20 protein-coding genes are annotated in these 26514 nt (G+C 63.9%); 6 read left to right on the forward strand and 14 right to left on the reverse strand.

The annotated features are described in order from the left end of the window. Positions 1 to 126 precede the first annotated feature (126 nt). A complete protein-coding gene (locus tag AC0NIE_RS03800) occupies positions 127 to 1035 on the forward strand; it encodes a nitrilase-related carbon-nitrogen hydrolase (RefSeq protein WP_473485635.1) in 909 nt (302 codons plus the stop codon). A gap of 222 nt (positions 1036 to 1257) precedes the next feature. On the opposite strand, the gene AC0NIE_RS03805 is transcribed toward AC0NIE_RS03800, so the two are convergent. The 9 genes from AC0NIE_RS03805 to AC0NIE_RS03845 all read right to left on the reverse strand — a co-directional run bounded on the left by AC0NIE_RS03805 (position 1258) and on the right by AC0NIE_RS03845 (position 13275). Continuing rightward, positions 1258 to 3090: an ABC transporter ATP-binding protein gene (locus tag AC0NIE_RS03805; RefSeq protein WP_473485636.1), complete on the reverse strand. Its 1833-nt coding sequence runs from the start codon at positions 3088 to 3090 to the stop codon at positions 1258 to 1260. Beyond that, the gene (locus AC0NIE_RS03810; protein WP_473485637.1) at positions 3087 to 4031 is read right to left on the reverse strand and encodes an acetamidase/formamidase family protein; all 945 of its coding nucleotides are present in this window, start codon (positions 4029 to 4031) and stop codon (positions 3087 to 3089) included. The genes AC0NIE_RS03805 and AC0NIE_RS03810 overlap by 4 nt, the downstream gene beginning before the upstream one ends. After that, the gene (locus AC0NIE_RS03815; RefSeq protein ID WP_473485638.1) at positions 4021 to 5664 is read right to left on the reverse strand and encodes an ABC transporter substrate-binding protein; all 1644 of its coding nucleotides are present in this window, start codon (positions 5662 to 5664) and stop codon (positions 4021 to 4023) included. The genes AC0NIE_RS03810 and AC0NIE_RS03815 overlap by 11 nt, the downstream gene beginning before the upstream one ends. Before the next feature lie 44 nt (positions 5665 to 5708). Then, on the reverse strand, positions 5709 to 6629 hold the full coding sequence (locus AC0NIE_RS03820) for an ABC transporter permease (protein ID WP_473485639.1): 921 nt from the start codon (positions 6627 to 6629) through the stop codon (positions 5709 to 5711). Beyond that, the gene (locus AC0NIE_RS03825) at positions 6626 to 7534 is read right to left on the reverse strand and encodes an ABC transporter permease (protein WP_473485640.1); all 909 of its coding nucleotides are present in this window, start codon (positions 7532 to 7534) and stop codon (positions 6626 to 6628) included. Before AC0NIE_RS03825 ends, AC0NIE_RS03820 begins: the two co-directional genes overlap by 4 nt. After that, entirely contained in the window at positions 7512 to 8111 is a 600-nt protein-coding gene (locus AC0NIE_RS03830) for an ANTAR domain-containing response regulator (protein WP_065009964.1), read from the reverse strand. The genes AC0NIE_RS03825 and AC0NIE_RS03830 overlap by 23 nt, the downstream gene beginning before the upstream one ends. Next, entirely contained in the window at positions 8108 to 9235 is a 1128-nt protein-coding gene (locus AC0NIE_RS03835; RefSeq protein ID WP_473485641.1) for a transporter substrate-binding protein, read from the reverse strand. Before AC0NIE_RS03835 ends, AC0NIE_RS03830 begins: the two co-directional genes overlap by 4 nt. Before the next feature lie 208 nt (positions 9236 to 9443). Then, positions 9444 to 11189, reverse strand: a complete 1746-nt coding sequence (locus tag AC0NIE_RS03840) for a hydantoinase B/oxoprolinase family protein (protein WP_473485642.1) — start codon at positions 11187 to 11189, stop codon at positions 9444 to 9446. Between the two features lies 1 nt (position 11190). Beyond that, complete coding sequence (locus AC0NIE_RS03845) at positions 11191 to 13275, reverse strand: hydantoinase/oxoprolinase family protein (RefSeq protein ID WP_473485643.1); 2085 nt, start codon at positions 13273 to 13275, stop codon at positions 11191 to 11193. A gap of 220 nt (positions 13276 to 13495) precedes the next feature. On the opposite strand from AC0NIE_RS03845, the gene AC0NIE_RS03850 reads away from it, so the two are divergent. The 5 genes from AC0NIE_RS03850 to AC0NIE_RS03870 all read left to right on the forward strand — a co-directional run bounded on the left by AC0NIE_RS03850 (position 13496) and on the right by AC0NIE_RS03870 (position 20724). Then, complete coding sequence (locus AC0NIE_RS03850; protein WP_473485644.1) at positions 13496 to 14323, forward strand: ferredoxin--NADP reductase; 828 nt, start codon at positions 13496 to 13498, stop codon at positions 14321 to 14323. A gap of 749 nt (positions 14324 to 15072) precedes the next feature. Then, positions 15073 to 16137, forward strand: coding sequence for a deoxyribose-phosphate aldolase (gene deoC / locus AC0NIE_RS03855; RefSeq protein ID WP_473485645.1), 1065 nt, complete (start codon positions 15073 to 15075; stop codon positions 16135 to 16137). 167 nt (positions 16138 to 16304) lie between these two features. Next, positions 16305 to 18677: an aldehyde dehydrogenase family protein gene (locus AC0NIE_RS03860; protein WP_473485646.1), complete on the forward strand. Its 2373-nt coding sequence runs from the start codon at positions 16305 to 16307 to the stop codon at positions 18675 to 18677. Positions 18678 to 18991: 314 nt separating this feature from the next. Then, a complete protein-coding gene (locus AC0NIE_RS03865; protein WP_473485647.1) occupies positions 18992 to 19723 on the forward strand; it encodes an SDR family oxidoreductase in 732 nt (243 codons plus the stop codon). 155 nt (positions 19724 to 19878) lie between these two features. Continuing rightward, positions 19879 to 20724, forward strand: a complete 846-nt coding sequence (locus AC0NIE_RS03870) for a fumarylacetoacetate hydrolase family protein (RefSeq protein ID WP_473485648.1) — start codon at positions 19879 to 19881, stop codon at positions 20722 to 20724. A 217-nt stretch (positions 20725 to 20941) separates the two neighbouring features. Here the strand turns inward: AC0NIE_RS03870 and AC0NIE_RS03875 are convergent, their stop codons facing one another. From AC0NIE_RS03875 to AC0NIE_RS03895, 5 genes are all read right to left on the reverse strand, one after another. After that, complete coding sequence (locus AC0NIE_RS03875) at positions 20942 to 21940, reverse strand: ABC transporter ATP-binding protein (RefSeq protein WP_473485649.1); 999 nt, start codon at positions 21938 to 21940, stop codon at positions 20942 to 20944. Positions 21941 to 22181: 241 nt separating this feature from the next. Continuing rightward, complete coding sequence (locus tag AC0NIE_RS03880) at positions 22182 to 23243, reverse strand: Gfo/Idh/MocA family protein (RefSeq protein WP_473485650.1); 1062 nt, start codon at positions 23241 to 23243, stop codon at positions 22182 to 22184. Next, positions 23240 to 24079, reverse strand: coding sequence for a carbohydrate ABC transporter permease (locus AC0NIE_RS03885; protein WP_254017701.1), 840 nt, complete (start codon positions 24077 to 24079; stop codon positions 23240 to 23242). Before AC0NIE_RS03885 ends, AC0NIE_RS03880 begins: the two co-directional genes overlap by 4 nt. 8 nt (positions 24080 to 24087) lie before the next feature. Next, the gene (locus tag AC0NIE_RS03890) at positions 24088 to 25011 is read right to left on the reverse strand and encodes a carbohydrate ABC transporter permease (protein ID WP_473485651.1); all 924 of its coding nucleotides are present in this window, start codon (positions 25009 to 25011) and stop codon (positions 24088 to 24090) included. Positions 25012 to 25253: 242 nt separating this feature from the next. Further along, the gene (locus AC0NIE_RS03895) at positions 25254 to 26513 is read right to left on the reverse strand and encodes an ABC transporter substrate-binding protein (RefSeq protein ID WP_292183470.1); all 1260 of its coding nucleotides are present in this window, start codon (positions 26511 to 26513) and stop codon (positions 25254 to 25256) included. Position 26514 lies beyond the last annotated feature (1 nt).

Consider the following 26514-nt stretch of genomic DNA (forward strand, 5'->3'; position numbering starts at 1 on the left):
GGATGACCGCATGACAATCGAACGCTTCCGGGCAACGGTCGAGGCCGGCTCGCCGGCGACGGCTATCGCGTCGAGATCATGGTGACCGCCGCAGCCTGAACTGCAATCTATTGGGGAGACGACGCCATGGCTCGAGACCTGACCATCGCGGTCTGCCAGACCGGCCCGATTCAGAAAAGCGCGCAACGCGCCGAAACGGTGGACCGGCTGGTCGCGCTTCTGGAAAGAGCGGCGGCCGCCGGCGCTGAAATCGCGGTGTTTCCCGAACTGGCGCTGACAACCTTCTTTCCGCGCTGGCGGATCGACGACCAGGCCGAGATCGAGGCGTTCTTCGAGCTGGCCATGCCGGGCCCGCAGACGCAGCGCCTTTACGACACCGCGGCGCGGCTCAAGATAGGCTTCGCGCTCGGCTATGCCGAGCTGACGCACGTCGACGGGGGCCGTTTCAACACGATGGATCTGGTCGGGCAGGACGGCAAGCTTGTCGGGCGCTATCGCAAAATCCATGTGCCGGGATCAAGTGAGCCGGAACCGGGCACGACCGTCCATCTCGAGCGGCGTTATTTCGAGCCCGGCAATCTCGGCTTTCCGGTCTTCGTCTATCGCGGCGTGCGCGTCGGCATGGCGATCTGCAACGACCGGCGCTGGCCGGAGACCTACCGCATGCTCTGCCTCAACGGCGCGGAAATTGTCCTTATCGGCTACAACACGCCGCTGCTGCTCGATGAGGCGCCGGCGCTGGCGCATCTGCGCATGTTCCACAATCATCTGCCGATGCAGGCCGGCGCCTATCAGAATACGGTCTGGGTCGCGGCAGCGGCCAAGGCCGGCGTCGAGGACGGCCAGGCCTTGATCGGCGGCTCCTGCATCATCGCCCCGACCGGCGAAATCGCAGCGCAGGCGATATCGCTCGACGACGAGGTGATCGTCCATCGCGCCGATCTCGACCTCATCGCCGTCTGCCGCAAGGTGAATTTCGACTTCGCCAGATATCGCCGGCCCGACCAATACCGGCTGATCGCGGATCAGGTTTGAGGGGACGGCGCAGACGTTAGAGCGCTTTGCGTTTTGGTGGAACCAAAACGGCGCCCTAAAGCGCGTCGCGTTCGACCGGCCTCATGCGACGCGCTTTAAGGTTGCTGTTTTATGCATGTCGTTATCGCAAAACCGCTGCACACTTTTGCGCGACATGCATTAACTCTTTGTTTTAACGCATTTTGTCGGACGCCAAACGAAGACGTTTGGCTGCAAAATGCTCTAGGAAACAGCAACGAGGTGACCGTTGCCAAGATCCTTCAGGGCCAGTTTCGGCGGCTCTTCGCCGATTTTTCGAGTCGGGCTCGGGATCTCCTGGTCGAGACGCGCAAAACGCGGCCGGCGCCTTGCCGGATCGGGCACCGGCACGGCCTCGATCAAGCGCTTCGTGTAGGGGTGGCGCGGGTTTGAAAAGACCTGATCGCGGGTGCCCATTTCGACGATCTGGCCGAGATACATGACGGCGACACGATCGGAAATGTTCTCGACCACCGCCATGTCGTGCGAGATGAACAGATAGGCGATGGCGAATTCGCGCTGCAGTTCCTTCAGCAGGTCGAGCACGCGGGCCTGCACCGACACGTCAAGCGCCGAAACGCTTTCGTCGGCGATGATGAGCTTGGGCCTGAGCGCCAGCGCGCGGGCGATGCAGATGCGCTGGCGCTGGCCGCCCGAGAATTCGTGCGGATAAAGCTCCATCTGGTCGGCCGACAAGCCGACGCGTTCGAACAATGCCGCCACAAGCTGGCTGCGCTCTTCCTTCGAGGCGATGCCATGGATCAACAGCGGCTCGGCAACGAGGTCGCCGACGCGCATGCGCGGGTCAAGCGAGGCATAGGGATCCTGGAAAATCATCTGCACGTCGCGGCGAACCGCCTTGCGCTGGTCACGGCCAAGGCCTGCCAGATTGCGCCCGCCGATCACGATATCGCCGTGGTAGGGCACAAGCCCGGCCAGCGCCTTGGCTGTGGTCGACTTGCCGCAGCCGGATTCGCCGACCAGCGCCAGCGTCTCGTGCGGCGCGATCGAAAAGCTGATGCCTTCGACGGCGTGGACACGGCGGTTCACTTGGCCGAAGAAGCCACCGCGCAGGTCGAAATGGACATGCAGATCGTTGACCACCGCCACGCTTGCGGGCATTTCCGCTTCGACGGATTTTTGCTCGGCGGATTTTTGGCGGCCGACGCCGGTACCAATGCGCGGCACGGCGGCGAGCAGTTCACGCGTATAGTCGGCTTGCGGGCGGGCAAAGATATCGGCGGCTGTTCCCTCCTCGACCATGCGGCCGTGCCGCATGATGACGACGCGATCGGCCATTTCGGCGACCACGCCCATGTCGTGGGTGATGAGGATGACGCTGGTGCCATGCTCGCGCTGCAGATCGCGCAGCAGTTCCAGCACCTCGCCTTGCACGGTGACATCGAGCGCCGTCGTCGGCTCGTCGGCGATCAGCACATCCGGTTTCAGCGCCAGCGCCATGGCGATCATCACGCGCTGGCGCATGCCGCCGGACAGTTCGTGCGGAAACTGTTTTAGCCGGCTTTCGGCCTCCGGGATGCGGACAGCCTTCAGCGCCTCGATGGCGCGCCGGCGCGCCTCGGCGCGGGACAGGCCGGTATGGGCCTCGATGGACTCGACCAGCTGCCGGCCGATCGACAGCACCGGATTGAGCGATGTCATCGGCTCCTGGAAGATCATCGCGATGCGGTCGCCGCGAATGCGGCGCATCCGACGCTCATCGAGCCCAGCCAGATCGATGTCACCTCGATCGATATCGCGAAGCCGGATCTTGCCGGATTCTATCCGGGCGGCCGGCTGCGGCAGCAACTGCATGATCGCCAGCGCCATCATCGATTTGCCGGAGCCGGATTCACCGGCAATGCAAAGCGTCTCGCCGCGCGCAAGCGTCAGCGATAGGTCTGATACAACAGGCCGCTCGCCGTCTTCGCCACGCACGCTGACGGTCAGGCCGGAGATCTCCAGCACCGGTCCGGCCGTGACCGAAACGGCCGGGACAAAAACCCCGGTCCGCTTATTGCCTGCGCCTTTGCTCATTCGAAGACGCAGCGCGGGAAGTAGAACGACACCACCCAGTTCGGCATGTCGACGATCTCGCTGATCCGGAGATCGCCGCAGACCGAAACCAGCATGTAGGCGTCGACCGGGTCCATTGCGTAGCGGCCGGCAAGCAGGTCGATCATCTGCGAGACCGCTTCCCTGGCGCCGGTCATCAGGTCCGGTCCGATGCCGGTCGTCACCTCATAGCCCTTGGCGTCGAGATGGCGCGTCACCGGGCCGGGCGTGGTGAAGCGCGGCATCCTCAGCCGCGCATCCTTGACCAGGTCGAGCTTGAGCACGACATCCATCGGGCTTTCGATCGCCGTGCCGCACACTTCGCCGTCGCCCTGCGCGGCATGCGTGTCGCCGACCGAAAACAGCGCACCCGCCACCTCCACCGGCAGATAGAGCGTGGTGCCGGCCGCGAGATCCCGGATGTCGAGATTGCCACCGACACGCCTTGGCGGCACCACCGAGTGGAGGCCCATTTCGGCTGGCGCGTTGCCGATGGTGCCGGCAAACGGTTTCAGCGGCACGCGGGCTTGTCTGCCAAACAGCGCCGGCTCGAGCGAGGCGGCGTCGTATTTCCAGATGTTCAGCGCCGGCTCCGGAAAATCGTCGGCGAGCAGCCCGAACCCCGGAATGTTCGCCGTCCAACCGAAGCCCGACGGCTTGAACGCCTCAACTGTGATCTTCAGCGCGTCGCCCGGCTCAGCCCCGTCGACATAGATGGGCCCGGTGACGGGGTTCACCTTGGCGAAGTCGAGCAAAGCGACGTCGGCAACGGTGCTGTCGGCCTGAAGCTGGCCACCCGACGCATCGAGGCACTGGAACTCGATCGTCGAACCGGGCGCTACCCGCTCAGTCGGGACAAAGGAATTGTCCCAGCCGAAATGGTGATGGCGCCCATGGATGGTGTAGTCGCAGTTATTGCACATCGGTCACATACACATTGTCGTAGTTGATCGGGATATGGACGGGGTCGACATAGAGATTGTCGGCGCCGCCCATCCGGGGGGATTTCATGGTGAAGCGCTGCTCGTTGAAGACCGGCGCCCAGGGCGCGTCTTCCATGATCTTGCGGTAGATCTCGCTCCACATCTTGGCACGTTCGCCTGATTTGGCCGGATCGACGATCGAGTCGGCCTCCGCCGCCTTGGCGTCGAGATCCTTGTTGCAGTACCACGACCAGTTCCAGCCGCCAGGGACCGCGCCGGCACAGCCGAGGATCGGTCCGTAAAAATTCGACGGATCGGGGAAATCGGCGATCCAGGCCATGCCGCCGGACCAGATCATCGGCGCGCCGGCCTTGTCGCCGCCGGCGGCGATGACATTGGCCTGCGCGAGCGACTGGACGCTGGCCTTGATGCCGATGGCCGCCAAATCCTGCTGAATCGCCTGGGCGATGCGCGGATTGGGATCGGTGTTCATGGCGAACAGCTGGGTGTCGAAACCGTCGGGATGACCGGCCTCGGCAAGCAAAGCCTTGGCCTTGGCCACGTCATAGGGATAGCCCTTGAATTCCTTGTCGTAGCCGGGCATCGACGGCGGCAGCGGCTGGTTGGCCGGCACCGCACGGTTGTTGATCAGCTGGACGATACGGTCCTTGTTGATCGCCATGTTGACCGCTTGCCGCACCTTCACATTGTCGAAGGGCGCCATGGTGGTGTTCATGGTGATGTAGCCGGTGTGCAATTGGCCGCCCTCGACGACACGGGCCTTCTGCTCGGGATCGGACATCACCTCCTGGAACTTGGCCGGCGGAATGCCGTCGCCGGGAATGTCGATCTCGCCCTTCTGCAGCCGCAGCAGGGCGACGATCGGCTCCTGGCCGATCTCGAAGCTGATCCTGTCGAGATAGGGCAGGCCCTTATGCCAGTAATCCGGGTTGCGCTCGAAGACGACGCGCTGACCGAGCGTCCATTCGGCGAACTTGAAAGCCCCGGTGCCGACCGGATGCTTGCCGAAGTCCGCGCCGTATTTCTCGACCTCCTCCTTCGGCACGACATGCGAGAAGTTGATGGCCATGACATGCAGGAAGGTGGCATCGGGCCGGGTCAGTTCGAACTTGATCGTGTAGGGGTCGACGACGGTGACGCCCGCCAGGCTTTCCGCCTTGCCTGCAGCGACATCCTCATGGCCCTTGATCGAGCCGAAGAAGCCGGCGCCCGGGCTCTGCGTCTTCGGATTGGTGACGCGATCAAGCGAATATTTCACGTCGTCAGCAGTCATCTCGCGGCCATTGTGGAACTTCACCCCTTGGCGCAGCTTGAAGGTGAAGGTCTTGCCGTCGGGCGCGATCTCGTAGCTCTCGGCGAGGTCGGGCCGCAGGTTGGTGGTGCCCGGCTCGTAGTCCATCAGCCCGTCGAACAGGCTCTTGATCATCGACCAGTTCTGCCAGTCATAGCCGATGGCCGGATCGAGCGTGGCGACGTCGTCCTTGTAGGTGATAGTGATCGCGCCGCCCTGCTTGGCGTTCGGATCGATGGCGTCTTCGGCGCGGGCGCTTGTCATGCCGAGCATCAGCGCGAGCGCCGATGCCGCAACGGTGGAGGTCAAGATTTTCTTCATCTCATGTTCCCTTTCTCTGGTTTTATCGTGTCTTTTTTTGGTTTTCATCTGAGCTTGATGCGCGGATCGATGAACGGTGCGACGGTGTCGGCCAGGAGATTGCCGAGCACGATGGCGAAGGCCGAAACCAGGGTGACGCCCATGATGATCGGAATGTCGACGCGCTGGATGGCCTGCCAGGCAAGCTGGCCGATGCCGGGCCAGCCGAACACGCTTTCGACCACCACGATGCCGCCCATGAAGATGCCGATGTCGATGCCGATCATGGCGATGACCGGCAGGATGGCGTTGGGAAGTGCGTGGCGGAAGATGATGGCGCCGCGCGCAAGGCCCTTGGCTCGGGCGGTCCGCATATAGTCCTGGCGCAGCACGTCGATCATCGACGAGCGCATCATGCGGGCGTACCAGCCGGCGCCGAGGATGCCCATGGTCAGCGAGGGCAGCACCAGATGGCGCCAGGTGCCGTAGCCGCCGATCGGAAACCAGCCGAGCCGCACGGCGAATACATAAAGGAGCAGCAGGCCGACGACGAATTGCGGCGCCGAGACGCCGACAAAGGACGCGACCATCAGCGTCTGGTCGGTGGCGGTGCCGCGCCTGACGGCGGCAAGCAGGCCCATCGTCAGGCCGATCACCAGCTCGCAAAGGATGGCGCCGACCATCAAAAGCAGGCTTGCCGGCAGCCGCGAGACGATGAGCTCAGTGACCTCGGAACGCTGGATGTAGGAGCGTCCGAGATCGCCGCTGAGCAGGCTGGTCAGATAGTGCCAGTACTGGATGATGAAGGGCTGATCGAGGCCGAGCTGCCGGCGGATGTTCTCGACCGTCTCGGGCGTGGCGCTGCGGCCGGCGATCTGGCGGACAGGGTCGGCGGGCAGCAGGTAGAGCAGCGCAAAGGTGATCAGCGAGACGCCCAGCAGGATGAGCAGCGATTGAATGACGCGGCGGCCGAGATAGGCGATCATGCCTGGCCCCTTTGCGTCGGATCGAGGATGTCGCGCAGCGCATCGCCGATGAGGTTGAAGGCCAGCGCCAGCGCCAGGATCGCCGCGCCCGGAAAGAAGACCAGCCAGGGCGCTGCCTGGAAATAGGTCTGGTTCTCGAAAATGATGTTGCCCCAGGATGCGGTTGGCGGCTGCACGCCGATGCCGAGATAGCTGAGCGTTGCTTCGAGCAGCACCGTGGTCGAGATGCCGAGCGTGCCCCAGACGATGATCGTCGGCAGCAGATGCGGCAGGATATGGCGAAACAGGATGCGTGGCGCGCTGGCACCGATCGTACGCTCGGCGTCGATGAACTCGCGCTCGGCGAGCGAGCTGGTCTCGGTGTAGACGACCCGCGCGGTCTGCACCCAGTTCACCAGTGCGATCACCATGGCAACGATCCACAGGCTCGGCTGGAGCACCGCCGCCAGGCAGATGGCGAGCAGCAGCGCCGGGAAGGCCATCATCAGATCGGTGAAGCGCATCAGCGCGCCGCCGATCCAGCCGCGGAAATAGCCCGCGGTGACGCCGACCAGCGTGCCGATCAAAAGCGCCACGCCGTTGGCGACAATGCCGATGATCAGCGAGGTGCGTGCGCCGAAAAGGATGCGGGTCAGCAGATCGCGGCCGAGCAGGTCCGTGCCCAGCCAGAAGCTGGCATTCGGCGGCAAAGGCGCGCCTTCAAGCGTCAGCCCGTCGAACATCTGCTCGTTCGGATCGTAGCCCGTCAGCCACGGCGCCAGGATGGCGCCAGCCAAGACGACGGCAACGATCCCCAGGCCGATCAATGCCAGAGGACGCTTGACCAGGCGCCGCCAGACGCCGGCGCGTGGCTTGATTGGCATGCGCCCGGTTGCCGGAAGGTCAGGCGCGATGGGACTGGTCATCGCCGCCTTCTTCCGTCATCGCCACGATCCTGCGCGCGGCCTCCTCGACACTGATCTGCCAGCTCATCGCCAGCGACCGCAACTGCGCATAGGCGCGGCCGTCCTCGGCGCCTTTCGACAAGGCCTCGACCGCGCGCACGATGGTCTGGCGCTCCGCGACGCGCAGCCGAAGCGACGATATCTCGCTTGCCAAAAGCTTGCGCGCCTCGAAACTCTGCCGTGCGATCAAAAGGGCGCTGTAGACGCCGGCATTGCCGACCGGCTTCAGCAACTGGGCGTCGGCCTTGTGCGACAGCGCCCACTCGATGCGGCCTGGCGCTTCGGAGCCGATCAGCGCGACCAGCGGCATCGGCGCCTCGCCCGGCGCCCATGGGAATTGTTCGTCGAAGCCGAGGTCGGCATCGAAGAAGACGAAATCCGCTGCCAGCGCCTCGGCCGGCAGTTCCGGCCAGCAGCCGACCGTCTCGAGGCCGATGGCCGACAATTGCCGCGTGATCGCCTGCACCGTCGGATGCGGACGATGCAGGACAAAGGCCCTGGCGCCGCCGAGGTTCGGGATGCGCGGGACCTTGCTCACGAGACCACCCTCAGGCGTGGGCGGCCGAACGTCTCGGTCCGGTCATAGCGGGACAGATAGGGATCGGGCGCCACTCCCTTGGTCAGCGTGACGGTCTTGAATGCGGTCCCCTCGATGCGCCCGATCTGCACCGGCAAGGTGGCGTGCTGGGTTTGCGGATCGATGGATATGTCGCCGAGCGGGGTTCGAAACGAGGTTCCGGCAAAGGCCTGGGGAAGGTCCGGCCATTGTGCGCCGGGATTGCGGGCGAGGATCTCGGCAAGCGTCCGCACCGAGGCATAGGCCGCCGCCTCGAAGGACGAGGCAGGCATGATGGAGGGCGCCGAATCGCCCTGGCGATCCGCTACCGAGATATCGTGAAAGTACGGCCCGACGGAAAGGTGGCCATTGCCCGCCTCGTTGAGCGCCGGCAACTCGCATTCGGTCAGATTGCAGGACAGGATCGGGCAGCGCTCCGGCCTGAAATGCGGGTCGCGTTCGGCAAGTTCGGCATAGGCCGCGATGAAGGCATAGGACGAGGAGCCGATCAGGTTGTTCAGGATGAACTCCGGCCGGGTGGCCTGGATCTCGGCGATCAGCCTGGAGACATCGACCTCGCCGAGCGGCAGATAGCGCTCGCCCAAAACCTTGCCGCCGGCGTCGGCGATCAGGTCGCGGGCGACACGGTTGGTCTCCCAGCCCCAGATGTAGTTCGAGCCGAGCAGGAAGCCGTCGGCGCCGAAGCGCGGCACGACATGGGCCAGCAGCGGGACGAGATGCTGGTTTGGGCAAGCGTGCATGTAGACGACATGCTCGTTCGCTTCGAAGCCCTCATAGGGGCAGGCGTACCAGAGCGTGCCACCGGCGCGCTCGAGGATCGGAATGACCTCCTTGCGGCTCCATGACGTGATGCAGCCAATGATGTGGCGCGCACCGCTGTTGCCGAGAATGTCGGCGCAGCCCGTCGCGTAGCCATCGATGTTGCCCTGCGGGTCGCGCTCCACCGGAACGAATTCGATCGGGATGGCGGGATCGGCGTTGACATCGGCGATGGCCGTCATCGCACCCGAACGGCAGGATTCGGACAGCAGGCGGTAGTTGCCCGACCGCGAGTAAAGGATGCCGATTTCGATACGCCGTCCCAAGCAAATCCCCAAAATAACAATGCCCCGCAGCCGCCGCCGCGGAAGGCGAGGCATACGAGGCATTTTTGCCGCCCGGCGGTCGGAGCCGGTATTTTCCCCATCAGCGTATTCCGTACGGCGGGTCAGTCAAGCGGGAAAAGTGAGAGCGGGGAAAGCGACCGCGTTGCGTCTGGTTGCGCGAGGGGCCTCGCCGAGAATTCGTCCTATCTCAGCGGTGGGCGCGTTTCTCGTCCGTCGCCGCCCGGTCGATCGCCAGCCCATCCTTCGACAGGGAGACACCAAATTTTTCGCCAGCGTCCTCGGGCGTGTAGTAACCCAAGGCGACATCCCTCAGCACCAGTTTCGGGTCGCGCGCCAGGGGATCGCCATAGCCGCCGCCGCCCGGCGTGCCGACGCGGACGCGGTCACCGGCCTTCAGCGCGATGTCCTGTTCCTTGGAGAGGTGCGGCGGCATATGTTCCTTGCCGTCGCGGAACACGGTCACCGTGTTGACAGCGCCGTCCTTGCCGCCGAGCGCGCCCTGCGGGCCGAAGCGGCCATGGTCCATGACGAACGAGGCGCGGGCGTCGCCGCGCAGGATCTCGACCTCATAGGCGAGCCCAAAACCGCCGCGATGCTTGCCGGCGCCGCCCGAGCCTTCGCGCAGGGCGTAGTGACGATAGAGCACCGGAAAAGCCTGCTCCATGATTTCGACCGGCGGCGATTTGGAGATGCCGATGGTCGAGCAGCCATTGGTGAGGCCGTCATGACCGGCATTGCCGCCATAGCCGCCGCCGGAGATCTGGTACATGACGTAATCGCGGCCGCGGGCCGGGTCGTTGCCGCCGAGCGCGAAATTGCCGCTGGAACCGGCGGGAGCCGCCGTCACCTTGTCCGGCAGCGCCTGCACCATGGCCGCGAACACCGCCTCGGCAATGCGCTGCGAAACCTCGGCCGCACAGCCCGATACCGGGCGCGGATATTTGGCGTCGAGGAACGTGCCTTCCGGCCGCTCGACGATCAGCGGCTCGAAGGCGCCGGCGCTGATCGGCACATCGGGGAAAATATGGCGCATGGCGAGGTAGACCGAGGACAAGGTCGTCGCCAGCACGCTGTTCATCGGCCCGGCGCACGGCTTTGACGAGCCTGAAAAATCGAAGCTGAGCGTGTCGCCCTGTTTCTCGACCGCCAGCGCGATGGTCAGCGGCTCGTTCACCACCCCGTCGGAATCGACGAAGGCCTTGGAGCGGTAGATGCCATCGGGAATGGCCGATATGTTGGCGCGCATCTGCTCGGCGGCGCGGCGGCGCAGTTCGGCGATCGCCTCGACAACTGTTTCGTCTCCGTAACGATCCAGGATTCCCTTAAGCCGGTCCTGGCCGATCAGCAGTGCCGCCGCCTGCGCGCGGATGTCGCCGATGCGCTGGTCGGCAACCCTGATGTTCGAGCAGATGATGGCGTAGATCTCAGGGTCGAGCACGCCCTTCTTGAACAATTTCACCGGCGGCAGCCGCAGGCCTTCCTGCTCGACCGCCGTTGCCGAGGCGGAAAAACCGCCCGGTACCGAGCCGCCAATGTCGGGCCAGTGGCCGGTGTTCGACAGCCAGCAGAAAATCTTTTCGTCCCGGTAGACCGGCATGGCGAAGCGCACATCCATCAGATGGGTGCCGCCGAGATAGGGGTCGTTGACGATGTAGATATCGCCTGGCTCGGGCGGCAGGCAGCGTCCATCGGCGATCATTTCGATCACCGTTTTGGTCGAATACTGCATGACGCCGACGAACACCGGCAGGCCCTGGCTGCCTTGCGCGATCAGCGAACCATCGACCGCCGAATAGATGCCGTCGGAGCGGTCGTTGGCCTCGGCGATGACGGGCGAGAAGGCGGCGCGCGAGAAGGTCAAGTCCATCTCGTCGCAGACTTGCTGCAGCGCCGCCTGGATGACCGAAAGCGTGATCGTGTCGAGCTTTGCCATTTCAGGCCTCACCGATGTCGATGATGATGTTGCCGTCGGCGTCCGAGCGCGCCCGGTCGCCGGGCTCGAGCACGGTGGTCGCGTCCATCTGTTCGAGGATCGCCGGCCCCTCGATGAGGGCGTCGAGCGGCAGCTTTTCCCTGCTGTAGACCGGCGTATCGTGCCAGCGCCCGCCATACCAGACCGGCCGAATTTCGCGGCGCGCCTCATCAAGTGTTTTGGCGCGGCCAGCCGGGTCGATCAATCGCGAAAGATCGATCGCCGGCCGCATGCCGGTCACCGACGTATTGAGGTTGACCAGATTGGCGCGGATTTCCGGCAGCTCGACCTTGAAGCGGGCAAAATAGGCCTTTTCAAACAGTTGCTGCAATACCGCGCGCGTCACTGCGGACGAGGGCAGCGGCACGTTGATGATATGGGTCTGGCCGACGAACTGCATGTCGGCGGAATGGGTGACGCGGATCGTCTCCGGCTTTACCGCTTCCTTGCCGATCAGCTCTTCGCCTTCGTTTCGGTGCCGTTCCAATATCCCGTGAAGCTGGATTTCATCGAGTCCCGCCACCGGCTGGTTGACGGTGTTAACGAAATCGTGCCTGAGATCGGCGACGACGCAACCGAGCGCATTGGTGATGCCCGGCCGCGCCGGCACCAGCACTTTTGGCAGGCCGAGTTCGCGCGCCAGGGCTGTCGCATGCAGCGGCCCGGCGCCGCCAAAGGCGAACAGCGCGAAATCGCGCGGGTCGTGGCCGCGCGACACCGAGACCATGCGGATAGCGCCGGCCATCTTGATGTTGCCGAGCCGCAGCACGGCGCCCGCCGCCTCGACGCCGGACAGGCCGGTGGGGCGGCCGATCCTGTCCTCGAAGATGCCGGTGACGTGCTCGACGGTGACCGGGTTTTCGACCGCGAGCAGCTTTTTCGGCGCCAGCCGGCCGAGCACCAGATTGGCATCGGTAATGGTCGGCTCGCTGCCGCCGCGCCCGTAGCAGATCGGGCCGGGATTGGCGCCGGCGCTTTCCGGGCCGATCTGGATCAGACCTGCCGCATCGACGCGGGCGATCGAGCCGCCGCCGGCGCCGACCGTATGCACCGCCACCATCGGCACATGGATCGGCATCGCATATTCGATCTCGATCTCGTTCGACACTGCGGGTTCGGCATTGCGGATCAGCGCCACGTCGGTCGAGGTGCCGCCCATGTCGTAGGTGACCAGGTTTTCAAAGCCGGCGCGTTTTCCCGTATAGGCGGCGGCGATAACACCGGAGGCCGGGCCGGACATCACGGTCTTGGCCGATTCACGGGTGACAAAGCGGGCCGAAATCATGCCGCCATTGCCGTTCATGATCAGGAAGTCGCGGGCGTAGCCTTTTGACCCCAATTCCTTGCGCAGCCGCTCGACATAGCGCTCGAGGATCGGCTGCACCGAGGCGTTCACAGAAGCGGTGACGCCGCGCTCGAATTCGCGTGCTTCCGACAGCAGCGCATGGCCTGTCGTGATGTAGCCGTTCGGCCAAAGCTCGGCGGCGATCTCGGCGGCGCGTCGCTCATGCGCCGGATTGGCGTAGGAATGCAGGAAATGGATGACGAGCGATTCGCAGCCGGCCTCGATCAATTGTGAAACCGCCGCGCGCATCTCGGCTTCGTCGAGCGGAATCCGCACCGCACCCGAGGCTTCGACGCGCTCCGACACTTCAAGCCGCAGATTGCGCGGAATGATCGGGACGAAGCTGCCCGTCATGCCATAGGCCTGCGGCCGCGTTCGCCGGCCCAGCTCGATGACATCGCGAAAGCCGCGCGTGGTGATCATGCCGGTCTTGGCCAGCCGGCGTTCGAGCACTGCGTTGGTGGTGGTGGTCGTGCCGTGCACGATGAGGTCGATGCCGCGGATGGGGAAGCCGGTGGCACCGAGCGCCGAAACGACGCCGAAGGCCTGGTTATCGACCGTGGTCGGGGTTTTGGCGATATGCACCCGGCCACCGTCACGGCCGTCGATCAGAAGCAGGTCGGTAAAGGTTCCGCCGACGTCGATGCCGGCGACGACGCTGCCCGAGGAATCCAGCGTCTGCGCCGAAAAATTCTCTTCCATTGTCGAAACCCGAAATGTCAGGACTACAGATATGTCTCAGTTTGGAAAGGTGTTTCACGCTGGCGTCTTGACGCAAATATCATTTGTATACTAATAAATTCCGGACACAAGAGCTTACCGCTTGGCAGTGTGCAAACGGCACGCCGAAACCTGATCGGTTCGGGCGCGCAGGAGAAGGTTTGGCGTCGGCGCCCTCGGGTTGGCCAGAAGGTTAGGTTTGATGAACACCATATCAGCACTCAACACCGCCGGCGCCCGGCCGCTGCAGTTCCCAATTCCGGCCAATGTCTATGCCGAAACCGTCGTCTCGGTGAAGCACTATACCGACCGGCTGTTTTCGTTCCGCATCACCCGGCCGCAATCGCTGCGCTTCCGCTCCGGCGAGTTCGTCATGATCGGCCTGCCCAACGCCGAGAAGCCGGTGTTCCGCGCCTATTCGATCGCCAGCCCTGCCTGGGACGACGAGCTGGAATTCTTCTCGATCAAGGTGCCGGACGGCCCGCTGACCTCGCAGCTGCAGAAGATCGAGATCGGCGACACCGTCATCATGCGGCAGAAGTCGACCGGCACGCTGGTGGTCGACGCGCTGACCCCGGCCAAGCGCCTGTTCATGATCTCGACCGGCACCGGCATCGCGCCCTTCGCCAGCCTGCTGCGCGACCCCGATACCTACGAGAAGTTCGAGCAGGTCGTCCTGACCCACACCTGCCGTGACAATGCCGAACTCACCTACGGCCAGGATCTGGTTGCAGAGCTGGAGAACGACCCGCTGATCGGCGAGCTGACCGGCGGCCGCGTCACGCTCTACAATTCGACGACGCGCGAAACCTCCGGGCGCATGGGCCGCATCACCGCGCTGATCGGCTCGGGAACATTCTATGCCGATCTCGGCATCGACAAGCTCGACCCCGAAACCGACCGCATCATGATCTGCGGCTCGATGCACATGCTTAGGGATGTCAAGGAACTGGCCGAAAGCCTCGGCTTCGAGGAAGGCTCGCTGCATCATCCGGCAAGCTTCGTCGTCGAGCGCGCGTTTGTTGGCTGAGACGAATCGCAGGCCATGGAAATTTAGCCGAACCATCCCTCCACTTCGGAGCCATCGCCGGACTTATGCTCCGGCATGCGGCGGTGCCAAGATCATTGGTGACGCGATGGAGATCGTGCCGCGCTTCTGGCGCGCGGTCATCTAGGCATAGCCGATCATGGTTGAAGGGTAGCTGGCAGCGTTGCGGATACAAGCGCCATTCTGAGCCGCTGCATTCTTCGGCCTGGGTAACGGCATGGATCCTAGGGTCTGCGCCGCGTCGCTTCGCTCCTTGCTCCGCCCTAGGATGACGAAGTGGAGGGGTGTTTCGGCCAATCTCCAACCTCTGCGATATGCCACTGAGATTCGCTGCTGAAAGGGGCTGTGGACCTTCGCTGCCGGCCGGTCGGCAGCCAAATCTCCAACGCTGGCGATTGGCCAAATCCCACCACGCCTTCGTCATCCTAGGGCAAGCAAGGAGCGGAGCGACGCGGCGCAGACCCTAGGATCCATGCCGTTACCCAGGCCGAAGAATGCTACGGCTCAGAATGGCGCTTGCACGCGCAACCGTGCTCGTTACGCTTCCGCGTCGCTTCGCTCCTGCTCCGCCCTGGGATGACGAAGGCATGGTGGCCTGTGGCTAATCTCCAGCGCCGCGCTCTTCGGCTGATGTCACAGCAGGCTTTTTCCGCTATGACCGCCTGAAGGACTCGTGAAGCGCTGCTTCACGGTCTATCTTCGGCATAAGTCGTCGAACGAAAGGGCAGGAGATGAGCAGCACAATCCGCGAAGCCGATCTTAGTGCCGACAGATTGGGACCTTCCAAGATCACGCCGCTGCCGGCGCGCACCGCCGCCAATGCGCCGACGCCGCAAGCGCACGGCATTGCCCGCAATCCCGGCATGAAGCTGGATCTCGGCTTCATGGAATCGATGCGCAGCGTCAACCGCTCGGCGCTGGAACGGCGTGTCGCCAGCCTGACCAAGCGGCGCTCGATCAAGGCCGACAACCAGGCCGCCTGGCTGCTGCGCGCCGTCGCCTGCATGGACCTGACCACGCTGAACTCGAACGACACCGACGAGCGCGTCCGCCGGCTCTGCGCCAAGGCGGTCAATCCGTTCCGCCGCGACATCGTCGAAGGCCTCGGCATTACGGGTGAAAAGATCCGCCCGGCGGCGGTCTGCGTCTATCACCCCTTCGTCGCCACTGCCGTCGATGCGCTGCGCGGCAGCGGCATCCATGTCGCCGCCGTATCTACCGCGTTCCCGCACGGCCTCACCCCGCTTTCGACGCGCCTGCAGGAGATCGAAGCCTCGGTCAGCGACGGCGCCGACGAGATCGATGTCGTCATTCCGCGCGGCCTGGTTTTCGCCGCGAAATGGCAGGAGCTCTATAACGAGATCGTCTCGATGCGCGCCGCCTGCGGCGAGGCGCATCTCAAGGTCATCCTCGGCACCGGCGACCTCGCCACGCTGCGCAACGTCATGCTGGCGTCGATAGTGGCGATGATGGCGGGCGCCGATTTCATCAAGACCTCGACCGGCAAGGAAAGCGTCAATGCGACGCTGCCGGTCGGCCTCGCCATGGTGCGCGCCATCCGTGCCTATTTCGAGGAGACCGGCTACCTCATCGGCTTCAAGCCGGCCGGCGGCATTTCGACCGCCAAGGCTTCGCTCGACTGGCTGGTGCTGATGAAGGAAGAGCTCGGCCGGCGGTGGCTGGAGCCAGATCTGTTCCGCTTCGGCGCGTCGAGCCTTTTGACCGACATCGAGCGCCAGCTCGAACACCATCTGACCGGTCATTATTCGGCCAATCATCGCCACGCGATGGCGTAGCGCCCACCCTCCCTCTTGTGGGGAGGGTCGCCGCGAAGCGGCGGGGTGGGGGTCAAACGAATCAGGTCAGCCCGTGCAATGAACAAAGCCAATAGCCAATTACCCCCACCCCGATCGGCTTTGCCGATCGACCCTCCCCACAAGGGGGAGGGTAAAGGAGGCGCTCCATGAACATCCTCGAACGCTATCACGCCATGGAATACGGCCCGGCGCCGGAGGCCCGCAACGAGGCCGATGCCTGGCTTGCGGCGCGTGATTTCTCCAAAGCGCTGTTCATCGGCGGCGACTGGAAAGCAGCCGGAGGCGGCAAGACCTTCGACACCAGCGAACCATCTTCGGGAAAACTGCTGGCCAAGGTCTCGGATGCCGGTGCTGCCGATATCGATGCGGCGGTTTCGGCCGCGACAAAAGCGCTGCCGAAATGGAGCGCCAGCAGCGGCTACAGCCGGGCCAAAGTGCTCTATGCCATCGGCCGCGCCATGCAGCGCCACCAACGGCTGTTCGCGGTGTTGGAATCGATCGACAACGGCAAGCCGATCCGCGAAAGCCGCGACATCGACGTGCCGCTGGCCATTCGCCATTTCATCCACCATGCCGGCTGGGCGCAGGCGCTTTACAAGGATTTTCCGGATCAGAAGGGCGTCGGCGTCGTCGGCCAGATCATCCCGTGGAACTTCCCGCTTTTGATGCTGGCCTGGAAGATCGCGCCGGCGCTCGCCGCCGGCTGCGCGATAGTGCTCAAGCCGGCCGAGTTCACGCCGCTCACCGCCATCCTGTTCGCCGAGATCTGCGAACGATCAGGCGTGCCGAAGGGTGTCGTCAACATCGTCCAGGGCGGGCCGGAGGCGGGCGCGGCAATCGTCAATCATTCCGGCGTCCAGAAGATCGCCTTCACCGGTTCGTCCGAGGTCGGCAAGATCATCCGCAAAGCCACCGCCGGCTCGGGCAAGAAACTGTCGCTGGAACTTGGCGGCAAATCGGCCTTCGTCGTCTTCGAGGACGCCGATCTCGACAGCGCCGTCGAGGGTCTGGTCGACGGCATCTGGTTCAACCAGGGCCAGGTCTGCTGTGCCGGCTCGCGGCTGCTGGTGCAGGAAGGCGTCGCCGAAGCCTTTATCGCCAAGGTCAAGACACGGATGAGCCGGCTGCGCGTCGGCAGCCCGCTCGACAAGAACACCGATATCGGCCCGCTGGTCGACCTGACCCAGCTCGATCGCGTCAGGGGTCTGGTCGCCGCAGGCGCCAAACAGGGCGCCATCTGCTGGCAGCCTGATGTGGCGCTGCCGGCTTCCGGCTATTATCACCTGCCGACGCTGGCGACAGGCGTTTCGCCGGCCAACATCCTGGCGCAGGAGGAGGTGTTCGGGCCGGTGCTGGCGACCATGACCTTCCGCAACACCGAAGAAGCGATCGAGCTCGCCAACAACACGCGCTACGGCCTGGCCGCTTCGGTGTGGAGCGAGAACGTCAACCTCGCCCTGCACGTGGCGCCGCAATTGAAGGCCGGCGTCGTCTGGGTCAACGGCACCAACATGTTCGACGCCGCCTGCGGCTTCGGCGGCTACCGCGAGAGCGGTTTTGGCCGCGAAGGCGGGCGCGAGGGCATGTTCGAATATCTCTCGGCGAAACTGCCGCTCGGCCCGGTCGTCAAGCCGGCACCGGCTTCGACACAACCCGTCGAGCAGGCCGAAGGCGACGCCATCGATCGCACGGCAAAACTGTTCATCGGCGGCAAGCAGGTGCGGCCGGACGGCAATTATTCGCTTGCCGTCGCCACCGCCAAGGGCAAGCTTGCCGGCGAGGTCGGTCTCGGCAGCCGCAAGGATATCCGCGACGCCGTTGCGGCCGCACGTGCCTGCAAAGGCTGGCCGGAGGCCACCGCCTATAATCGCAGCCAGGTGCTCTACTATCTGGCCGAGAACCTGTCCGGCCGTGCCGACGAATTTGCCGTGCGTCTAACCCAGCTTACTGGCGTCACCGCCAAGGCGGCGCGCGAAGAGGTCGAGCAGTCGATCGAGCGGCTATTCCTCTATGCCGGCCTGGCCGACAAGTTCGAGGGCCGCGTCCACCAGCCGCCGGCCCGCGCCGTCACGCTGGCGCTGCACGAGCCGGTCGGCGTCGTCGGCATCGTGGCGCCCGACAATGCGCCCCTGCTTGGCCTGATCTCGCTGGTGGCGCCGGCGCTGGCCATGGGCAACACCGTGGTCGCGGTGCCTTCGGAAAAATATCCGCTGCTTGCCACCGATCTCTACCAGGTCATCGAATATTCCGACGTTCCGGCCGGCGCCATCAACATCGTCACCGGCCGCACCGCCGAGCTCGCCGGCGTGCTGGCCAAGCATGACGATGTCGACGGGCTCTGGGTGTTCGCCGATGCCGAGACCTGCGCCAAGGCAGAAGCCGACTCCGTCGGCAATCTCAAGCGCGTCTGGACCGGCAACGGCCGCAGCCTCGACTGGGCGTCGACCGAGGCCGCCGGCGATGCCTTCCTGCGCCGTGCCGTCGAGGTCAAGAACGTCTGGGTGCCGTACGGCGACTGAGCGTGTGTCGATTGTCGACGTCGGCGCCGCCCCTCATTGCCCTGCCGGGCATTTCTCCCCGTATAGTGACGGGGAGAAACACGCTGGCCGCAGCCTCGGCGCACATACTGCAATGTTGGAGGGGCAGCGCCAAGGCCCGGGTGAGGGATACCCAAGAGATCTCCGGGCTTGACGGCTGAAAAGATGTTCTTTACCGAGAAAAAACATTTGCCCCTAAGCGGAACAGCGATACAGGCGGCATGATAGTGCCTATCTGGCACATTGCGCCTTGGCCGCGGGCCGGTAAAAGCCGGGCGGCCACAGAGGAGAAAACCATGGCTGATCTGGCAGGCAAGATCGTTGTCGTCACGGCGGCGGCACAGGGCATCGGCCGGGCGAGCGCGCTGGCTTTCGCCAGGGCGGGCGCTGTCGTCCACGCCACCGACATCAACGAGGTGATGCTCGCCGAACTCGGCAAGACGGCTGGCATCAAGACCCGCAAGCTCGACGTGCTGAACGACGAGGCGGTTGAAACCGCCTTCGCCGAGATCGGCGCCGTCGATGTGCTGTTCAACTGCGCCGGCTTTGTCCATTCAGGCTCGATCCTCGAGATGAAGGATGCCGATCTCGATTTTGCCTATGATCTCAACGTCCGCTCGATGATCCGCACCATCCGCGCCGTGCTGCCCGGCATGCTGGAGCGCGGCGATGGCTCGATCATCAACATGGCGTCGCTGGCCGGTTCGACCAAGGGCGTGCCGAACCGCTTCGTCTATGGACTGACCAAGGCGGCCGTCATCGGCCTGACCAAATCGGTTGCCGCCGACTATGTCGGCAAGGGCATACGCTGCAATGCCATCTGCCCGGGCACGGTCGAAAGCCCGTCGCTGGAGGACCGCATGCATGCGCAGGGCGACTACGAGGCTGCCCGCGCCGCCTTCATCGCCCGCCAGCCGATGGGCCGCCTCGGCACGCCCGATGAAATCGCCGATCTCGCCGTCTATCTGGCCGGCGCCACCTATACGTCGGGACAGGCTTATAATATCGACGGCGGCTGGTCGATCTAGGAGTCAAAATCCTATTCCGCCGGGCGCCTGGCGCGGCGTCTGCGCTTGCCTAGGCACTTTAAGTACGCTCCGCTCCGGTTCTCGAAACCCACGCCATTCGCCCCAGCGGAGCGAATTTGCAAACGGCCTCTGGTCGCAACTGGGAGAAAAATTCTATGAAACTGCTGCGCTATGGCGAGGCGGGGAGCGAACGCCCCGGCCTGCTCGATGCGGATGGGACAATCCGAGACCTCTCCGCCCATGTCACCGACATTGCCGGCAAGGCGCTCGACCCGGCATCGCTTGAGACATTGTCGAAGCTCGATCCGCAATCGTTGCCGGCGGTTTCCGGCAAGCCGCGCATCGGCGCCTGCGTCGCCGGCACCGGCAAATTCATCTGCATCGGCCTGAACTATTCCGACCATGCCGCCGAGACCGGCGCCGTCGTGCCGCCGGAGCCGATCATCTTCATGAAGGCGAGTTCGGCCATCGTCGGGCCTGATGACGATGTGCTGATCCCGCGCGGCTCGGTCAAGACCGACTGGGAAGTCGAGCTCGGCGTGGTCATCGGCAGAAAAGCCAAATACGTCACCGAGGCCGAGGCGCTGGACTATGTCGCCGGCTATTGCGTCGCGCACGACGTTTCCGAGCGCGCCTTCCAGGCAGAGCGCCAGGGCCAGTGGACCAAGGGCAAGTCCTGCGACACCTTCGGGCCGATCGGCCCGTGGCTGGTGACCAAGGACGAGGTCAAGGACCCGCAGAACATCCCGATGTGGCTGAAGGTCAACGGCAAGACGATGCAGAACGGCTCGACCAAGACCATGGTCTATGGCGTCGCCTACTTGGTTTCCTATCTCAGCCAGTTCATGTCGCTGCATCCTGGCGACATCATTTCGACCGGCACACCGCCCGGCGTCGGGCTCGGCATGAAGCCGCCGGTGTTCCTGAAGCCCGGCGACGTCGTCGAACTCGGCATCGAAGGGCTGGGCATGCAGAAGCAGACGTTCAAGGCGGACGTATAAGAGGTCATCCTGGACGGGTCGCGCCGCCCCTCATCTGGCTGCCGCCATCTTCTCCCCGTGAACGGGGAGAAGGACGCCGTCACCAATGATTTCGCCAATCGCCAACGGTTTAGCCAGGAAGAGCGCCGAGGCCGGGCCGGGCCAGCTCTTTCTCCCCGTTTACGGGGAGAAATGCCCGGCAGGGCAATGAGGGGCAGCGCCAAGCTTTGCCGCGAAGCTACTTCAGCACCTTCCCATCCGCTCCAAACCGATAAGTCCTTGCCGGATCCGGCGTCGCGTAGAGCGTGGCACCGGGTTCGGCATTGTAGACGCCGAAGATGCGCACGGTGATCAGCCCGGCCTTCTCGCAGTCGAGATGGAGGTTGGTGTCGGCGCCGAGATGCTCGGCATGGACGACCGTGCCTTTCCAGGCGCCGGATTTCGCATCGACGGTCAGGTGCTCGGGACGGACGCCGACGGTCTTGGCCGTCTCGCCAAGCCTGGCGCCATCGACGAAATTCATCTTCGGCGAGCCGATGAAGCCGGCGACGAATTCATTCGCCGGCGAATTGTAGAGTTCCATCGGCCCACCGATCTGTTCGATCTTTCCCGCGTTGAGCACGACGATCTTGTCGGCCAGCGTCATCGCCTCGACCTGGTCGTGGGTGACGTAGATCATCGTCGCCTTCAGCCGGCGATGCAATTGGGCGATCTCCAGCCTGGTGTTGACGCGCAGCGCGGCATCGAGATTGGACAGCGGCTCGTCGAACAGAAAAAGCTTGGGTTCACGCACCACGGCGCGGCCGATGGCGACGCGCTGGCGCTGGCCGCCGGAAAGCTCGGCCGGGCGCCTTGCGAGATAGGGCTCCAGCGACAGCATCGAGGAGGCGATGCCGATGCGGCGGTCGATCTCGGCCGCCGGCGTGCCCGCCTGCTTGAGGCCGAGGCCCATATTGTTCTTCACCGTCAGATGCGGGTAGAGCGCATAGGTCTGGAACACCATGGCGATGCCGCGTTTGGCCGGCGGCGTTGCGGAGACGTCCGCGCCGTCGATCACCACGCGCCCCGACGTCGAATCCTCCAGCCCGGCGATGACCCTGAGCAGCGTCGATTTTCCGCAGCCGGAGGGGCCGACAAAGACGACGAATTCGCCATCGGTCACTTCGAGGTTGATGCCCTTCAGCACCTCGACCGGCCCAAAAGCTTTTTTCACATTCTCGATGTTCAGTGCGCCCACTTCGATCCTCCGGATTGGAATGTGGGCGCACATGCACCCCCCTCTGGCCTGCCCTCTTTGCCACCACTTGGCATCTCCCCCGCAAGGGGGGAGATTGGCAGTTTCGAGGCCTCGCGCCATTCTACGGCGCTGATAACTAGCGAGGGCAGTACCGACATCTGATCTCCCCCCTCGAGGGGGAGATGGCCGGCAGGCCAGAGGGGGGCGCCGTAGAGCGCAATCCCTGGCGAAAATTCCCTTGTCACAGTCGCACCGCCTTTCCGCTGCGCACGCTCTCGTCGGCGGCAAGGCAGACGGCGAGCGACTTCACCGCGTCGTCCATGTGGCGGGAGAGATCAATATCCTCGCGGACCGCCTTGAGCAGAAAAGCCTGTTCGAGATCGCAGAGATCCTGATGGCCGGGTTCGCCTTCCATCGACAGCATCTCATCCGCTTTGGTGAACTTGCCGTCAGCGCCGGTCGCCGCACTGTGCAGGCGGATGGTCGAGGTCTTGGTGTGGGTGTCGATGTCGTCTGATCTGACACCCTCTTTCATGACGATCGACACGCAGCCATTGGGCGAAATCACGTCCTTCACGAAGAAGGCCGTCTCCGAGATCATCGGCCCCCAGCCGGCCTCATACCAGCCGACCGAACCGTCGTCGAACAGCACCTGCAGATGACCGTAATTGTACATCGCGGGCGCAATCTCGTCGGTCAGCCTCAGCCCCATGCCGCGCACCTCGACCGGCCTGGCATCGGTGATCTGCAGCATCACGTCGAGATAATGCACACCGCAATCGACGATCGGCGACGTCGTCTGCATCAACTGCTTATGCGTCTCCCAGCTATGGCCGGAGGATTGCTGATTGAGATTCATGCGGAACACGTACGGACCGCCCAGTTTTCGCGCCTCGGCGATCAGCCTGATCCAGGACGGGTGATGGCGCAGGATGTAGCCGACCACCAGTTTTTTGCCGTTGGCCTTGGCTGCCGCGACGACGCGTTTGGCATCCGCCACCGTCGTCGCCAGCGGCTTTTCGACGAAGACATGGCAGCCGGCCTCGAACGCCTTCACCGCATAGTCTGCATGGCTGTCGGAATAGGTGGCGATACAGGCGATATCTGGTTTTTCGTCGCGCAGCGCATCGTCGAAGGAGCGCCTGATGCCATAGCCGGAAAGCCCGGCCGGCAGCGGCACATCCGAGCGGTTGACCAGCGCCGCGATCTGGAAGCCTGGGTTGGTGTGATAGGCCAGCGCATGGCTGCGGCCCATATTGCCCAAACCGGCGACGACGACGCGAAGGGGTTTTTCGGCGCTCACTTGACCGCTCCCGAGGTGATGCCGCGGATCAGTTGCCGCGAAAAGATGACGTAGAGGATCAGCACTGGCATGATCGCCAGCGACAGCGCGGCCAGAATCGCGTTCCAGTTGGTGACGAACTGGCCGAGGAACAACTGGGCGCCGAGCGTCACCGTCTTGGTTTCCTCCGACGGCGCCAGGATCAGCGGAAACCACAGATCGTTCCAGATCGGGATCATGGTGAAGACGGCAACCGTCGCCATCGATGGCCGCACCAGCGGCAGCACCAGCCGGAAGAAGATCGTGTATTCGGAAAGACCGTCGATGCGCCCGGCATTCTTCAGATCGTCCGACACCTGTTTCATGAATTCCGACAGGATGAAGACGGCGAGCGGCAGGCCCTGCGCCGTGTAGACCAGGATCAGCGCCGTCAGCGTGTTGACCAGTCCGCTCGCCACCATCAGCTGCAGGATGGCGACGGTGCCGAGGCGGATCGGGATCATGATGCCGAGCGCCAGATAAAGCCCCATCAGCGAATTGCCGCGAAAGCGGTATTCCGACAGCGCGAAGGCGGCCATCGCACCGAACAGCAGCACGAAGAACAGCGAGGCGACGGTGACGACAAGGCTGTTCTGGAAATAGTGGATGAAGTCGCCCTGGCCGATGACGGTGGTGTAGCCGATCAGGTCGAAGGTTTTCGGGGTTGGCGGCGTCAGCGGCGCGCCGAAGATGCCCGCGCGGGATTTAAACGAATTCATGATGACGATGATCACCGGAAACAGCGCGATCACCGTGTAGGTCAACAGCACCGCATGGGCGCCGATGGTGCGGGGCAGGGAGCGGGTAGCCGTGCTCATCTCGGGCCTCAGAACTGGTAGCGACGCAGGCGCGTCTGGACGAGGAAGAGATAGACGCAGACGCCGCCAAGGATGATCAGGAACATCATCGTGGCGATCGCCGCGCCCATGTTGGGATCGCCGATTTGCAGCTGGAAACCGAAGAAGGCGCGGTAAAGGAAGGTGCCGAGGATATCGGTCGAATAATTCGGCCCGGCCAGCGCGCCTTGCGCGGTGTAGATCAGGTCGAAGGCGTTGAAATTGCCGACGAAGGTCAGGATCGAGATGATGCCGATCGACGGCAGGATCAGCGGCAGCTTGATCTTCCAGAACTGCGACATGCCGGTGATGCCGTCGCATTCGGCCGCTTCGATCACCTCGTCGGGGATCGACAGCAGCGCCGCATAGATCAGCATCATCGGAATGCCGATGAACTGCCACACCGAGATCAGGCTGAGTGTGGTCAGCGCATATTGCTCCTTGCCCAGCCACGGTGTGAACAGACTTTTCAGGCCGACAAGATCCATAAGGTTTGGCGCCACGCCCCATAGCGGCGACAGGATCAGCTTCCAGGCGAAGCCGACGATGACGAAGGACAGGATCGTCGGCACGAAGATGGCTGTGCGGTAGAAGGCGGAGAATCTCAACCGCGGGCTTGAGAGAAGCGCCGCCAAAAGGACGCCGATCGGGTTCTGCACCAGCATATGAATGATGAAGAACCAGACATTGTTCCTCAGCGCATTCCAGAAACCCACGGACCAGTTAGGATCGCCGAACAGCGTGCGGAAGTTTGCCAGTCCCACGAAGACTTGGGACTGGTCTATGTTGCGGAACAAGGAGAGCTGCAGCGTGCCGGCCAGCGGCAGGATCATGATCGCCGTATAGACCAGCACTGCCGGCGCCAGAAAGACGCCGATGTGCCAGCGGAACGGTCGTTTCGGTGCTGCGGCCATGCGTTCGGTCCCCGCCGATCAGGTTCTTGCAATTGCCGCCAAAGGGCGCGGCGCCTCCCTTCCCCCTCGAGGGGAGGGTGCCTCGCGAAGCGAGGCGGGTGGGGTCGGCCGAGCAGTGCGCCATCGTGTTTTCGATCGCGCCTTCCGGCAACGACGAAGCCGCGGCCTCCCTCAACCGACCCCCTCTGTCGCCTCCGGCGACATCTCCCCCTCGAGGGGGGAGATAGCTGTTCGCCGCGCTCTTACTTCGCCGGCTTATACCAGCTGTCGAGGCCGTCCTGCAGCTTCTTTGCGGCAGCTTCCGGCGTGACGGTGCCGTTGATGACATTGGCCGATTCAACCCAGGTCTCGTTCTCGAGGTTCGGCGTGCCGCGCCCCAGGATCTGGTAGGTCGAGCGGATCGTCGACTTGCACTTGTCGCGCCAGGAGACGAATTCCTGGGCCAGCGGGTCTTCCATCTTCACCGGCGTGTTGTTCAGGCTGAAGAAGCCCGGCAGCGCGTTGGCGTAGATAGTGGCGAAGTCCGGCGAGGCGACCCAGGACAGGAAGGTCTTGGCTGCATCGGCATTCTTCGACGCCGCATTCAGACCCATGCCGATATCGGTGTGGTCGGAGATGTAGCAGGTGTCGCCGGCCTTCTGCACCGGCGGCGGGAAGGCGCCCATCTTGAACTGGGCTTGGGTGTTGAACAGCGCGATCTCCCACGAGCCGGCAGGGTAGATGGCGGCGCGGCCAAGCGTGAACAGGTTCTGGCTGTCCGGATAGGTCTGTGCCTCAAAGCCGTCGCCGAGATAGGGCTTCCATTTGGCGAGTTCGGCAAAGGGCGCGACCCACTGCGGGTCGGTCAGTTTTTGCTCGCCCTTGATCAGCGCGGTGCGGCCTTCCTCGCCCTTCCAATAGTTCGGGCCGATGTTCTGGTAGCCCATGGTCGCGGCTTCCCAGAGGTCCTTGGTGCCCATCGCCATCGGGATGTAGGTGCCGTCGGCCTTGATCTTGTCGAGCGCGGCGTAGAACTCCTCATTGGTGGTCGGCACCTTGATGCCGAGCTGGTCGAAGGCGTCCTTGTTGTAGATGAAGCCGTGGATGACCGAAGCCATCGGCACGCAGAAGGTCGCCTTGCCGTCGTCGGTCTGCCAGGCGGCCTTGGCGACGTCGGAAAAATTCTCCATGCCCGGCAGCGCCGACAGATCGGCGAGGTTGCCCTTCTTGAAAAGTTCCAGCGACTTGTCGAACGGGCGGCAGGTGATCAGGTCGCCCGCGGAGCCGGCGGCGAGCTTGGCGCCGAGTGCGGCGTCATATTCGGTCGGTGCCGACGGCGCGAACACCACCTTGATGCCGGGGTTCTTGGCTTCAAAAGCCGGGATCAGCTTGTCCTTCCAGATGGCAAGGTCGTCGCCGCGCCAGCTTTCGATGTTGAGCGTTACGTCCTGGGCATAGGCCATTCCGGCGGAGCCGAGAATGCTGGTGCCGAGAAGCAGTGCCGTCAGTAGTTTCGTTGTCATG

It is taken from the genome of Mesorhizobium sp. WSM4842 (assembly GCF_055901575.1).

Coding starts and splice junctions, on each gene's coding strand:
- AC0NIE_RS03845 (WP_473485643.1), bottom strand. CDS start 13,275: ATGGAAGAGAATTTTTCGGCGCAGACGCTGGATTCCTCGGGCAGCGTC.
- AC0NIE_RS03865 (WP_473485647.1), top strand. CDS start 18,992: ATGGCTGATCTGGCAGGCAAGATCGTTGTCGTCACGGCGGCGGCACAG.
- AC0NIE_RS03820 (WP_473485639.1), bottom strand. CDS start 6,629: ATGATCGCCTATCTCGGCCGCCGCGTCATTCAATCGCTGCTCATCCTG.
- deoC (WP_473485645.1), top strand. CDS start 15,073: ATGAGCAGCACAATCCGCGAAGCCGATCTTAGTGCCGACAGATTGGGA.
- AC0NIE_RS03815 (WP_473485638.1), bottom strand. CDS start 5,664: ATGAAGAAAATCTTGACCTCCACCGTTGCGGCATCGGCGCTCGCGCTG.
- AC0NIE_RS03895 (WP_292183470.1), bottom strand. CDS start 26,513: ATGACAACGAAACTACTGACGGCACTGCTTCTCGGCACCAGCATTCTC.
- AC0NIE_RS03860 (WP_473485646.1), top strand. CDS start 16,305: ATGAACATCCTCGAACGCTATCACGCCATGGAATACGGCCCGGCGCCG.
- AC0NIE_RS03850 (WP_473485644.1), top strand. CDS start 13,496: ATGAACACCATATCAGCACTCAACACCGCCGGCGCCCGGCCGCTGCAG.
- AC0NIE_RS03800 (WP_473485635.1), top strand. CDS start 127: ATGGCTCGAGACCTGACCATCGCGGTCTGCCAGACCGGCCCGATTCAG.
- AC0NIE_RS03805 (WP_473485636.1), bottom strand. CDS start 3,090: ATGAGCAAAGGCGCAGGCAATAAGCGGACCGGGGTTTTTGTCCCGGCC.
- AC0NIE_RS03810 (WP_473485637.1), bottom strand. CDS start 4,031: ATGTGCAATAACTGCGACTACACCATCCATGGGCGCCATCACCATTTC.
- AC0NIE_RS03870 (WP_473485648.1), top strand. CDS start 19,879: ATGAAACTGCTGCGCTATGGCGAGGCGGGGAGCGAACGCCCCGGCCTG.
- AC0NIE_RS03885 (WP_254017701.1), bottom strand. CDS start 24,079: ATGAGCACGGCTACCCGCTCCCTGCCCCGCACCATCGGCGCCCATGCG.
- AC0NIE_RS03890 (WP_473485651.1), bottom strand. CDS start 25,011: ATGGCCGCAGCACCGAAACGACCGTTCCGCTGGCACATCGGCGTCTTT.
- AC0NIE_RS03840 (WP_473485642.1), bottom strand. CDS start 11,189: ATGGCAAAGCTCGACACGATCACGCTTTCGGTCATCCAGGCGGCGCTG.
- AC0NIE_RS03825 (WP_473485640.1), bottom strand. CDS start 7,534: ATGACCAGTCCCATCGCGCCTGACCTTCCGGCAACCGGGCGCATGCCA.